The following is a 12585-nucleotide window of genomic DNA, read 5'->3' as shown; positions in this document are numbered from 1 at the left end:
ATTGGAAAGATCGCTATCGCGAGCAGGCTCGCTCCCACACGTTCGCTATAGCTCTTGCTCTCAAGGCTTCCTGGACTGTTCGATGTACCTGAGCACCGCTGCCGACTTCTCGAACCGCCGATAAATCAACGACAACCACGACGTCGCCGCGCAGCCTTTGATGGTCCGGTACACCACGCCAGGCAATCCGACATGCCCGACCACCGACTCTGGCACCACCGCCACGCCCTGCCCCAACGAGACCAGGGCAATCACCGCCACCAGCCCGCCCGGCTGCGCCCCCAGTTTCGGCGCAAACCCGCCCTCGGCGGCGACTTGCAAGGTGCCGCTGATTTGTTCCGGCAGGATGAACGTCTCGCTCTGCAAATGCTCGGGAGCGATCTCCGGCAATCGACACAGCCAGGACTCGGTAGACAGCGCCAGCACAAAGCCTTCTGCGTCCAGGCGAATGGCTTCCAGGCCATCAGGCAGGGTCATGGGTGAGCGGACATACCCAATATCGAATCGTCCCTCCGCCACCATTGCTGGCAACGAGACCATGGGACTTTCCCGAACGTTCAGGCTTACGTCGGGACACTCGCGACTGAAGGCCTGCACCTGTTTTTGCAGCAACCCGGAGTACACCGCCGACGCCACGTAACCCAGTTCGATATGGCCAATATCCCCGCGTCCGGCCCGTTGGGCATTGTGCTGGGCGTATTCGAATTGCCGCACCGTCGCCTCGGCTTCGATCACCAAAGCCGCGCCGGCTTCGGTCAGGCTGACTTCACGGGTCTGGCGCACGAACAGCCGCGTGCCGAGCTCGCTCTCCATGTCCTGGATTTGCCGAGTCAAGGTGGGCGGCGCAATGCCCAGTTGTTCGGCAGCACGGGTGAAGTTGCCATGCCGGGCAACGGCCAAAAAATAGCGGAAATGCCGTATGTCCATGGGTGCATTAGCTCAAAGGTAATGAAGTCCCGATGCCAGGCTAATAATGCCGGCAATCGAGCGCGATAAGCTCGTTGGCAATCACAGTAGAGAGCCAACGCCATGCACGTCAAACCCCTTGCCGCGGTGACAGCCGACAGTCTTGCCCAACAGGCAATCTCACCATGAGCCGGGTCAATCCACGCCTGACGCTGCTGACGGCTTCCGGCGTCTGCTCATTGATCGTCCTCGACACCAACATCGTCGCCGTCACCCTGCCGACCATCGCGCGCGACCTGGGCGCCAACTTTGCCGACATTGAATGGGTGGTCAGCGCCTACATGCTGGCTTTCGCGGCGCTGCTGCTGCCGGCGGGCAGCCTGGCCGATCGTTTTGGTCGGCAGAAAACCCTGCTCTGTGGCCTGGGCATTTTCATCCTCGCCTCCATCGGCTGCGGTGCTGCGCCCACTGCGTTGTTCCTCGACATCGCGCGGGCGATCAAGGGCGTCGGCGCGGCATTGTTGCTGACCTCGGCCCTCGCTTCGATCGGCCACACCTTTCACGATGAAGTGGAACGGGCCAAGGCCTGGGCGTTCTGGGGCGCATGCATGGGCGTGGCGATGACCGCCGCGCCGACAATCGGCGGGCTGATCACCGAATACGTCGGTTGGCGCTGGATTTTCTACCTCAACCTGCCGGTGGGCGTGTTGTTGATGGTCATGGTCTGGCGCGCGGTGCCGGAGTCTCGTGATCCGCAGTCAGCGCGCCTCGATCCCTGGGGCAGCCTGGCGTTCAGCGCGAGCTTGTTGTGCCTGATCTGGGGCTTGATCGAGGCCAACCGGATCGGCTGGAGCAACCCGGTCACTTACGCCCGGCTCGCGGGCGGCGCTATGCTGATGGGGTTGTTTGTGCTGATCGAACGGATGCAGCGGCGGCCGATGGTCGACCTGCAATTGTTCAGGCATCCGCGCTTCATCGGCGCCCTGCTCGGCATGTTCGCCTATGCCGGTTGTGCCCAGGTGATGATGACGTTGCTACCGTTCTACCTGCAAAACGGACTGGGTTTCTCGGCCATCGCGTCGGGGTTGGGAATGTTGCCGTTTGCCGCGACGATGCTGTTGTGCCCGCGAATTGGCGCTCGACTCGCCCATCACTTTGCCCCCGCCACATTGATGGCGGCCGGTTTGACCCTGGTGGGCAGCGGCAACCTGCTCAGCGCCTGGGCCGTCAGCAGCGGCGGCTACGCGCCCTTCGCAATGGCGATTGCCGTGACAGGGGCCGGCGCCGGCCTTTTAAACGGCGACACGCAAAAAAACATCATGGCGTGCGTGCCCCGCGAACGCACAGGGATGGCGTCGGGCATGAGCACCACCATGCGATTCAGCGCAATCGTATTGGCCATCGGCGTGTTCGGCGCGTTGCTGTCCAGCCATACCGAAATGTTGCTGCGCACCAGCCTGTCGACGCAGGGCGCGCAATGGCTCAGTCAAACACAAGGCATTGCCTCACGGGTGGTCGCCGGGGACATGAGCGCCGCCATGAGCGTGCTGCCGCAAGCGGCACGCCCACTGGTCGAGCCATTGGCGCGCCAGGCGTTCGTCGGCGGTTTCAGCCTGCTGCTTCTGGTCGCCGGTTTGCTGGCATTACTGGGGGCGGTGGTGGTGGGCACGTTGATGCGCAACCCGATTCCGGCACAGAAAAATACTGCCCTGAGCCTGGAATAAACCAATACGGGACTCGTCGTACTGCCACTGAAATCGTTCAGTAGCCACCACGAGAGCCCCATCATGAAAAGCCTTCTGCCCGCCCTGCTCCTGATGACCCTGAGTGGCGTTGCGGCCGCTGCTTCCGTCGACAACGCCAGCACGCCAAACGTCGAGGACTACACGTATTCGACCCCTCTTAAGATTGCCAAAGTCGTCAACATGACCAACGGCGATTATTGCGGCATCGGCTCCCGGGAGATGACCTACATCGACACCAGTAACGTCACCCACACCTTGCGTTACCAAGCCTATGGCGACAGCTGCATCGACCAGAACTAATGCTTGAGCGACGCCAACACCCGCTCGGCATTCGCATCGCAGGCCATCCCTTCGGGTCGCGCCTGGATGTTTTCGATCAACCCCAGCAACTGCGCCTTGCTTTGGGCCAGGTGCAGTTGCATCGCTTCAATCTGTTCGACTTTGCGTCCCAGGCTCGCCACCAGTTCATCGTGATTGAACGCGCCCGTCACCGTGTCCGGCAACAGCAGTTTCAGCTCGTCAAGGCTGAACCCGGCCTGCTGCGCGCACTGAATGATCTTCAGGGTTTGCAACACTTGCGGCGGGTAACGCCGATAACCATTGGGCAGGCGCTCCACTTGTGGAATCAGGCCCTGAACCTCGTAGAACCGAATGCGCGATGCGTTCAACCCGCTCAACCGCGCCAATTCACCAATCTTCATCACGGCCTCATTTGACTGCTTGACATTAAAGTTAACTTTAAGCTTAGCCTCTACGCTTTACTGATGAGGAGTCAAGCATGTCGCCCTTCCAAGCGTTGAATCTGCCCAACGGCCAGACCCTCGGCAATCGCATCGCCAAAGCCGCGATGGAAGAAAATCTCGCGGATGCCAATCAAGCGCCGTCCAAGGCGCTTTTTCAGCTGTATCAGGCCTGGGCAGAGGGCGAAGCGGGTCTGCTGCTGACCGGCAACGTGATGATCGACCGTCGCGCCATGACCGGCCCTGGCGGTGTGGTGCTGGAGGACGAACGCGATTTGGGACGGTTCCGTGAGTGGGCAACCATTGGCCGCTCCGGTGGCGCGCAGTTCTGGATGCAGCTCAATCACCCCGGACGCCAGACCATGGCCAACCTTGGGCAACAAGCGTTGGCGCCATCGGCGGTGGCGCTCGACCTGGGTTCGTTTTCCAAGATGTTCGCCGAGCCCAGACCGATGTCTGAAAGTGACATTGCCGAGGTCATCCAACGCTTCGCCACCAGCGCGGCCCTGGCAGAAAAGGCAGGGTTTACCGGGGTGCAGATCCATGCGGCGCACGGTTACCTGATCAGCCAGTTCCTCTCACCCTTGACCAACCGCCGCAATGACCGCTGGGGTGGCACCCTGGAAAATCGTGCGCGCCTGTTGCTAGAGGTGGTCAGCGCCGTGCGCCAAGCCGTGTCGCCGTCGTTTTGTGTGGCGGTCAAACTCAACTCCGCGGACTTCCAGCGTGGCGGTTTCGATGCCGACGACGCCCGCCAAGTGATCCAGTGGCTCAACGATCAGCCCATCGACTTGCTGGAGCTTTCAGGCGGCAGCTACGAAGCCCCGGCCATGCAGGGCGAAGCCCGTGACGGCAGGACGTTGGCGCGGGAGGCGTACTTTCTGGAAATGGCCGGCGAACTGGCCAGCGTGGCGCGGATGCCGGTCATGGTCACCGGCGGCATCCGGCGCCTGGCTATCGTCGAACAAGTGCTCGACAGTGGCATCGCCATGGCCGGGATCGGCACCGCGCTGGCCCTCGAACCGCAGTTAGTCAAACACTGGCGCACAGGTCAAAACAGCCATCCGCAATTGCCGCCGATCCGCTGGAAACGCAAACCGCTGGCCGCACTGGCGAGCATGGCCGTGGTGAAGTTCCAGCTTCAACGCCTGAGCCGCGGACGCAAGCCTCGACCCGACGTTTCGGCAGTCTGGGCGCTGATCCTTGATCGCGTGTACATCGCCCGGCGTACGCGCCAGTACCGGCAGGCGATGAGTAAGTAAAAGCAAATCGGGGTTCGCGGAGGAATGCGTCGACCCCATCGCGAGCAGGCAAGCTCCCACACAGGATCTCTGGTGGTCACAAAATCCTGTGGGAGCGACGATACGACTTGCTCGCGAAGAGGGCCTTGCAAACCACCCGATCTCAGACTGAAACCAGCTCATCAATGTGCCGATAATCCGCTTCCAGCGCCGCCGCCAGCTGTTTCGCCCTACCAAGCCGAATCGGCCCTCGCTCAATATCAATCAGCAGCCCCGGACACTCCAGCACCGACAGCACGGGCCATTCTTTCACCCGTCCATCGGTCACCAGCACCAGCCTTTGCTGCTCTGCCGGGAAGCGCTTCTGGCGTGTCGCCAACCAACGCCCCGCCTCCCCCAGCGCCGCCAGCAACGGAGTACCGCCGCCTGCGCCCAAGCCATCCAGCCAGACGCGCAGCCCCGTCGATGCTTTCAAACCTTGCACCTGCCATGTTGGTACGTTGCCGCTGGCCGTCAGCAACGCCAGACGCACGCGCTGTCGGTAAGCGTCGTCGAACAATTGCGCGAGCAGCCCCTTGGCATCGCTCAACGCTTGATGGCGCCGGGTCGAGGCCGAGGCATCGACAATCACCAGCCACAGTTCGTGGGGGAACCGCGTGCGCTGGTGGAACAGCAGATCCTCATGCTGACGCGGACGGCCCTTGAGCAAGGTGCCAGGCCAATCGATCGTGCCGCTGCGCGCGGCGTGACGCTTGCCCTGTTTACCATTGGCCAGCCGTCCTGCGCGGGGTCTGGCATTCGCCCCCGCGTCAGATCGAGGGCGAATGCCTAGGGCTTTTTTGGCCAGCTCGGCACTTCACGTCGCGCGCCGACCGGCAACGCCTGGGCGGGCATTTCGCCCCATTGGCCCTGGCCTTCGCTGGGGCTGGGGTTGGACGGTTGTGTAGAGGGTGGCTGATTGTTTTGCGGTGCCGGAGCTGAATGCTCACGACGGCGATGCCGCAAGGCAAACTCGGCGACGGCGTCGATGTCTTCCTCGGCGATGGAGTTTGCCCCGCGCCATGCGGCATGGGCCCGGGCGGCGCGCAACCAGACCAGATCGGCGCGCAAACCATCTACACCGGCCGCAAAGCAGCGCTCGGTAATCTGCGCCAGCGCTTCATCGTCCAGCGGAATGCTCATCAGCGTGTCACGCGCCGTCTGGCAACGTTCGCGCAGCAATTGCTGCTGGCTTTCCCATTGAGCGCAGAACGTTTGCGGATCGCTGTCGAAATCCAGCCGTCGACGGATGATCTGGCCACGTTCCGCCGGTGCGGTGTGGCCGCTAAGGGCGACGTTCAAGCCGAAACGGTCGAGCAATTGCGGACGCAGTTCACCCTCTTCCGGGTTCATGGTGCCGATCAGGACGAACTTCGCCGAATGCCGATGGGAAATGCCATCGCGCTCGATCAGGTTAGTGCCGCTGGCGGCCACGTCGAGCAACAGGTCCACGAGGTGATCGGGCAGAAGGTTGACTTCATCGACGTACAACACGCCGCCATCGGCCTTGGCCAATACGCCGGGGGAAAATTGCGCCCGCCCTTCACTCAAGGCGGCGTCGAGGTCGAGGGTGCCGACCAGCCGTTCTTCGGTGGCGCCCAGGGGCAAGGTGACAAATTGACCGCTGGCGAGCAGGTCCGCGAGGCCGCGAGCCAGGGTCGATTTGGCCATGCCGCGCGGGCCCTCGATCAGCACGCCGCCGATTTTCGGGTCGATGGCGGTCAGGCACAAGGCGAGCTTCAAGTCATCGGCGCCGACCACGGCACAGAGCGGGAAATGCGGGGTGTCGGTCATCATCAATACTCGTTCATGGTCGATAAGCAAACTCAACCCTGTGGGAGTGAGCCTGCTCGCGATAGCGGCCTCTCAGACAACGTCTTTGTCGACTGAATGAATGCTATCGCGAGCAGGCTCACTCCCACAGGGCGATGGCATCAGCTGTCTTCTTCTATATCCAGCAATAAATTCTCCAGCGCCTCGCGGTACTCGCCCGGCGCCTTCCACATTCCCCGTTGCTGCGCCTCGAGCATGCGTTCGGTCATGTCGCGCAATGCAGACGGATTATGCTCACGCACAAAGTCCCGGGTCGCTGGATCGAGCAAATAGGCATCCGCCAGCAACGCATATTGATGATCGTCGATCAATTGTGTCGTCGCATCGAAGGCGAACAGGTTATCGACCGTCGCCGCCAGTTCAAAGGCACCTTTGTAGCCGTGACGCTTCACGCCGTCGATCCACTTGGGGTTCGCCGCACGGGAACGGATCACCCGGTTCAGCTCTTCTTTGAGCGTGCGAATCTTCGGCAAGTCCGGCTGGCTGTGATCGCCGTGGTAACTGGCTGCCGTTGCGCCGCTGAGGCTTTCCACGGCAGCGAGCATGCCGCCCTGGAACTGGTAATAGTCGTTGGAATCGAGCAAGTCGTGCTCTCGATTGTCCTGGTTCTGCAGCACGGCCTGAACCTGACTCAGGCGCTGGGCGAATTGCGCGCGAGCGGCGGTGCCTTCATCGGCGCCGCCGTAAGCGTAGCCGCCCCAATTGAGGTAAACCTCGGCCAGATCCTCGCGGCTTTGCCACAACCGACCGTCGATGGCACCCTGCACGCCGGCGCCATAAGCACCGGGCTTGGCGCCGAAGATGCGCCAACCGGCCTGCCGTTTGGCCGCCTCTTCATCCAGACCCGAGTGCATCAACGCTTCACGCTCGGCACGCACTTTGGCGGCCAGCGGGTTGAGGTCGTCCGGCTCGTCGAGGGCGGCGACCGCTTGCACCGCTGCGTCGAACAGACGAATCAGGTTGGCAAAGGCATCGCGAAAGAATCCCGAGACGCGCAACGTCACGTCCACGCGCGGGCGATCGAGCAAGCTCAATGGCAGGATTTCGAAATCATCGACCCGCTGACTGCCCGTGGCCCAGACTGGACGCACGCCCATCAGCGCCATCGCCTGCGCAATATCATCACCGCCGGTACGCATGGTCGCGGTGCCCCAAACCGACAGGCCGAGCTGGCGCAAGTGATCGCCGTGGTCTTGCAAATGCCGCTCGAGAATCAGGTTGGCGGACTGGAAACCGATGCGCCACGCCGTGGTGGTCGGCAGGTTGCGCACGTCCACCGAATAGAAATTGCGCCCGGTTGGCAGCACGTCCAGACGACCGCGACTCGGTGCACCACTGGGGCCGGCCGGGACGAAACGACCGCTCAGGGCATCGAGCAAGCCGCGCATTTCCGCCGGGCCGCAAGCGTCCAGGCGCGGGGCAACGACGTCGCGCAGGCTGTCGATGATGGCGCTGACGTCGGACCGGCCTGCCTCCTGTGGGAGCGAGCTTGCTCGCGATGGCATTGGGTCAGGCAACATTGATGTGACCGGCATACCGCTATCGCGAGCAAGCTCGCTCCCACAGGGTATGGGGTAGGCTTGAGGCTCGTTTAGTGTCTGCGAGATCAGTTGAGCGGCGAACAATTCCAGGCGTTCGCGGGTATCACCCGCTGTGCGCCAGGCTTCATCGCTGAGGGTTTGCAGTTCCGGTGGACGCGGCCCAGTCCAGGGCTCGGCCAGCGCACAATCCAGCGGATCGAAGCCCAGCGCGAAGTCCTTGGCCAGCGCCCGCAACAAACTCGATTGCGCGCCACGGCCATCGCCACGGGGAATGCGCAGCAACGCCAGCAACGTATCGATGCGCAACCGTCCGGTCGGCGATTCGCCAAAGATGTGCAGGCCATCGCGGATCTGCGACTCTTTCAAGTCACACAAGTACGTGTCCAGTCGCGGCAGCCAGATCGCCGCATCGGCATCGCTGTCGAGCTTCTCGTCCAGCTGCAGCTCGCGATCGATGTGGGTGTCGCGCACCAGTTGCAGGATGTCGCGCTGCAATTCCCGGGCACGGCGCGGATCGAGCAATTGTGCTTCGTAATACTCGTCGGCCAGCAGTTCGAGGTTGCGCAGCGGGCCGTAGGTTTCAGCGCGGGTCAGCGGCGGCATCAAGTGATCGATGATCACCGCTTGTGTTCGACGCTTGGCCTGGGCGCCCTCGCCCGGGTCGTTGACGATAAACGGATAGATATTCGGCAGTGGCCCGAGCAATGCGTCCGGCCAGCAGTTTTCCGACAGCCCGACGCCTTTGCCCGGCAGCCATTCGAGGTTGCCGTGCTTGCCGACGTGAATCACGCCATGGGCGCCGTAGGTATTGCGCAACCAGAAATAGAACGCCAGGTAGCCGTGGGGCGGCACCAGGTCCGGGTCGTGGTACACCGCGCTCGGATCAACCTGATAACCGCGCGCCGGCTGGATGCCGACGAAGGTCAGGCCCAAACGCAGCCCGGCGATCATCATCCGCCCGCCACGGAACATCGGGTCGCTGTCGGGCGAGCCCCAGCGTTCCAGCACCGCTTGCCGATTGGTCTCGGGCAAAGCGTTGAACATCCGGTTGTAATCGTCCAGCCCCAGGCTTTGATGACACGGACGCTGGTCGAGCGTATCGAGGTCGTTGCTGACGCCGCCGAGCAATTGCTGGATCAGCGCAGTGCCGCTGTCCGGCAACTCGGACGGCAGCGGGTAACCTTCTTGATGCAGCGCGCGCAGAATGTTCAGCGCGGCGGCCGGGGTGTCGAGACCGACGCCATTGCCGATGCGCCCATCGCGGGTCGGGTAGTTGGCGAGGATCAGCGCGACACGTTTTTCGCTGTTCGGCAGCCGTGCCAGATCAATCCAGCGCCGCGCCAGTTCAGCGACAAAATCCATGCGTTCTGGTTGCGCCCGATAGCAGACCACATCCGACTGACTGCGCTCACTGCGCCACGCCAGGTCCTTGAAGCTGATCGGCCGGCTGATGATCCGACCGTCCAGCTCCGGCAGTGCGATGTGCATGGCCAAGTCACGCGGGCCGAGGCCTTGTTCACTGGCACGCCAGCCCGGCTCGTTGTCCTGAGCGCAGATCGCCTGAATCACCGGGATGTTGCGGCGAAACGGTCGCAGGTGCGGAGCTTCGGGGCTGGACTGGGCGAAACCGGTGGTGTTGAGAATCACCGAGGCCGAGACGTGGTCCAGCAGGTCCTCGACCACTGCCAGGCAGCCGGGCTCTTTCAAACTGGCGACGGCGATGGGCAACGGGTTCAGCCCCGCTGCTTGCAAACGCTGGCAGAACACATCGATAAACGCGGTGTTCGCTGCCTGTAAATGCGAGCGGTAAAACAGCACCGCCGCCACCGGCTGATCGGCTCGCCAGTCGGCTTGCCAGTCTTCAAGGTCGGCGGGGCTTTTTTGCGGATGGTAAATCGCCGTGCGCGGCAGGGTTTGCGGCTCGGCCCAAAGGTAATCGCGGGCCAGCCAGCGATTGGCCAGGCAACAGAAAAAATCCAGGGCATTGTTCATGCCGCCCTGACGCAAAAACTGCCACAGACGATCGCGGTCTTCAGCGGGGACGGTGCTCAGGTCACTGAGTTCCGGGTCCGGGCGATCATCGCCGGGCACCAGAATCAGCTGCACACCTTGCTCCCCGAGTTGCACCAGCCGTTCGACGCCGTAGCGCCAATAGGCTATGCCACCGTGCAGCGAAATCAGAATCACCTTGGCGTGGCGCAGCACTTCGTCGACGTACAGATCGACCGACGCATGATTCTGCACTTGCATCGGGTTAGCCAGGCGCACGCTGGGGTAATCGTCCGGCAGTTGCTGCGCCGCTTCGGCGAGCAGCGCGAGGCTGGAGTCGCCGCTGCACAGGATCACCAGCTCGGCGGGGGTTTGTCCAAGGTCGGCGATGTTGTCATCCGACACGAAACCGCCGGGCTGGGTCCTGAGCAGATGCATGGCTTACACGCTGAGCGCGGCGCGCAATTGCGCTTCAAGCAGGACGGCGTCCAGTTCCTGGCCGATCAGCACCAGACGCGTGGTGCGCGCTTCAGCGGCGCCCCACTGACGGTCGAAATGCTTGTCGAAACGCGTGCCCACGCCCTGGATCAGCAGGCGCATCGGTTTGTTCGGAATAGCAGCGAAACCTTTAACCCGCAGAATGCCGTGCTGGACCACCAGTTGAGTCAGCGCGTCCAGCAGCAGGCTTTCGTCGGCTTGCGGCAGTTCAATGGAGATCGAATCGAACGCATCGTGGTCGTGATCGTCTTCGCCTTCATGGTGGTGATCGTGATGGCTGTGACGGCTGTCGATGTTTTCTTCGGAGCCGGCGCCAAGGCCGATCAGCACGTCCAGTGGTACGCGGCCGCTGCTGGCTTCGATGACTTTGACGGCCGGCGGCAGTTCTTCGGCGACTTCCAGGCGCACCCGGGCCAGGTCTTCAGGGCTGATCAGGTCGGCCTTGTTGAGGATCACCAGGTCGGCGCTGGCCAGTTGGTCGGCGAACAGCTCGTGCAATGGCGATTCGTGATCCAGGTTCGGGTCGAGTTTGCGTTGGGCGTCGACCTGGTCCGGGAAGGCGGCGAAAGTACCGGCAGCGACGGCCGGGCTATCGACCACGGTAATCACCGCATCAACGGTGCAGGCGCTGCGGATTTCCGGCCACTGGAAAGCTTGAACCAGAGGCTTTGGCAGGGCCAGGCCCGAGGTTTCGATGAGGATGTGGTCGAGGTCGCCGCGACGCGCCACCAGTTCGCGCATCACCGGGAAGAACTCTTCCTGGACGGTGCAGCACAGGCAGCCATTGGCCAGTTCGTAGACGCGGCCGTTGGCTTCTTCTTCAGTGCAGCCGATGGAGCACTGCTTGAGGATTTCGCCGTCGATGCCCAGCTCGCCGAATTCGTTGACGATCACCGCGATGCGGCGGCCCTGAGCGTTGTCGAGCATGTGCCGCAGCAAGGTGGTTTTGCCCGAGCCGAGGAAGCCGGTGACGATGGTGACGGGAAGTTTGGCCAGTGTTTTCATCGGATGCCCTTTGGCAAGGTGGCGGGCATACGGGACGACAATCGCTGCGACGGATGCGCGCGCGGAAGAGTTCGCCACCGGATCACCCCGCCCGGTTGTAGTGAGAATCTGTGTCGAGGCAGGTCTCCTGGCTGACGGTGTGCCAATGGCTGACTGGCGTTCGCTGCGCCTTCCCGCGAACCCGTTGTGCAGGGTTTGCAGTGGCGTGGCAGCGAACATCACCGTTCACAGTTGCGGGGGCAGCCGCGGCATCGACCGCGTTCCCTTCTTAGCTTCGGCAACCGCCGAAGAACCTCGAAAGCGCAAGGCTACGCATCGGGTGGGGGCGGGTCAATGTTCACTTGAGTTCGGCGGCGCGCCCATCGCGAGCAAGCTCGCTCCCACAGTTGACCGCATTCCCATGTGGGAGCGAGCTTGCTCGCGATAGTGGCACCTCGGTGTCGAGTTGAGAAACCATGCCAATTGACTACCCCGCCCCGCCCATGCTCTCCTACACGCCTTGTTACGGGTGCCCTTCACAGGGTGAAACGGGAAACCGGTGAATCATGTGCTTTACTCAAAGCCATGTCAGTCCGGTGCTGCCCCCGCAACGGTAAGCGAGCGAAGCGTCAGATCCACTGTGCCAGCAGTTTGGCATGGGAAGGTGATGCTTGCAGGTTCAGGCGCAAGCCTTGCCCCTCGTGAGCCCGGAGACCGGCCCGCAACACAAAGTGACCATTACGATCACTGAATAACAAACCCGCGGTGGGCGGGCGCTGTTTGAACCTTTGCGTGCCCGTTCGCAGGGGTCTTCCATGCGCTCTATTCACCCACTGACAGACCAGAGGGATGCGCCATGTCGATCATCAGCACCACCGGCAGCAACGCCGACAAGAGCACCGCCAGCACCACCACGACCCTGACTCAACGCCTGACCGCCGCCGTGTGTGCGTCGATCCTGGGTGCGAGCCTGGTGTATTTCGCCGGTTTCTCGCACATCGAAGCGGTGCACAACGCCGCGCACGATACCCGACACAGCTCCGCGTTCCCGTGCCATTGAGGCCAGCCG

Annotated in this window: 10 protein-coding genes and 2 riboswitches; of the genes, 4 read left to right on the top strand and 6 right to left on the bottom strand. The window is 62.6% G+C overall.

Annotated elements, in window-relative coordinates:
- Positions 1-60: 60 nt before the first annotated feature.
- Complete coding sequence (locus tag QRN31_RS19870; RefSeq protein WP_285433977.1) at positions 61-927, bottom strand: LysR family transcriptional regulator; 867 nt, start codon at positions 925-927, stop codon at positions 61-63.
- A 164-nt stretch (positions 928-1091) separates the two neighbouring features.
- On the opposite strand from QRN31_RS19870, the gene QRN31_RS19865 reads away from it, so the two are divergent.
- Positions 1092-2630 (top strand): MFS transporter, encoded by a 1539-nt coding sequence (locus QRN31_RS19865; protein WP_285433975.1) that lies wholly within the window; start codon positions 1092-1094, stop codon positions 2628-2630.
- A 63-nt stretch (positions 2631-2693) separates the two neighbouring features.
- Positions 2694-2951 carry a DUF2790 domain-containing protein gene (locus tag QRN31_RS19860; protein WP_285433974.1) on the top strand — a complete coding sequence of 86 codons (258 nt, stop codon included), beginning with the start codon at positions 2694-2696 and terminating at the stop codon, positions 2949-2951.
- Here QRN31_RS19860 and QRN31_RS19855 read toward each other — a convergent pair.
- On the bottom strand, positions 2948-3352 hold the full coding sequence (locus tag QRN31_RS19855) for a MerR family transcriptional regulator (protein ID WP_285433972.1): 405 nt from the start codon (positions 3350-3352) through the stop codon (positions 2948-2950). The two genes, QRN31_RS19860 and QRN31_RS19855, sit on opposite strands and share 4 nt — an antisense overlap.
- 77 nt (positions 3353-3429) lie before the next feature.
- On the opposite strand from QRN31_RS19855, the gene QRN31_RS19850 reads away from it, so the two are divergent.
- Positions 3430-4653, top strand: coding sequence for an NADH:flavin oxidoreductase/NADH oxidase family protein (locus tag QRN31_RS19850; protein ID WP_285433970.1), 1224 nt, complete (start codon positions 3430-3432; stop codon positions 4651-4653).
- Between the two features lie 142 nt (positions 4654-4795).
- On the opposite strand, the gene QRN31_RS19845 is transcribed toward QRN31_RS19850, so the two are convergent.
- From QRN31_RS19845 to cobW, 4 genes are all read right to left on the bottom strand, one after another.
- Positions 4796-5341, bottom strand: a complete 546-nt coding sequence (locus QRN31_RS19845; RefSeq protein WP_350310390.1) for a vWA domain-containing protein — start codon at positions 5339-5341, stop codon at positions 4796-4798.
- A gap of 119 nt (positions 5342-5460) precedes the next feature.
- Positions 5461-6465, bottom strand: coding sequence for a magnesium chelatase ATPase subunit I (locus QRN31_RS19840; RefSeq protein WP_285434185.1), 1005 nt, complete (start codon positions 6463-6465; stop codon positions 5461-5463).
- A 140-nt stretch (positions 6466-6605) separates the two neighbouring features.
- Complete coding sequence (gene cobN / locus QRN31_RS19835) at positions 6606-10472, bottom strand: cobaltochelatase subunit CobN (RefSeq protein WP_285433969.1); 3867 nt, start codon at positions 10470-10472, stop codon at positions 6606-6608.
- Between the two features lie 3 nt (positions 10473-10475).
- Positions 10476-11537 carry a cobalamin biosynthesis protein CobW gene (gene cobW, locus QRN31_RS19830; RefSeq protein WP_285433967.1) on the bottom strand — a complete coding sequence of 354 codons (1062 nt, stop codon included), beginning with the start codon at positions 11535-11537 and terminating at the stop codon, positions 10476-10478.
- Positions 11538-11637: 100 nt separating this feature from the next.
- Positions 11638-11849: riboswitch (cobalamin riboswitch) on the bottom strand.
- 177 nt (positions 11850-12026) lie between these two features.
- Positions 12027-12253: riboswitch (cobalamin riboswitch) on the top strand.
- A 119-nt stretch (positions 12254-12372) separates the two neighbouring features.
- Between cobW and QRN31_RS19825 the strand changes: the two genes are divergently transcribed.
- Positions 12373-12576 (top strand): CbtB domain-containing protein, encoded by a 204-nt coding sequence (locus QRN31_RS19825; protein ID WP_285433966.1) that lies wholly within the window; start codon positions 12373-12375, stop codon positions 12574-12576.
- The last annotated feature ends 9 nt before the right edge of the window (positions 12577-12585 follow it).

Source organism: Pseudomonas sp. fls2-241-R2A-110, assembly GCF_030209165.1.
Lineage (GTDB): Bacteria > Pseudomonadota > Gammaproteobacteria > Pseudomonadales > Pseudomonadaceae > Aquipseudomonas.
This window is presented reverse-complemented; position numbering and strand designations above follow the sequence as displayed.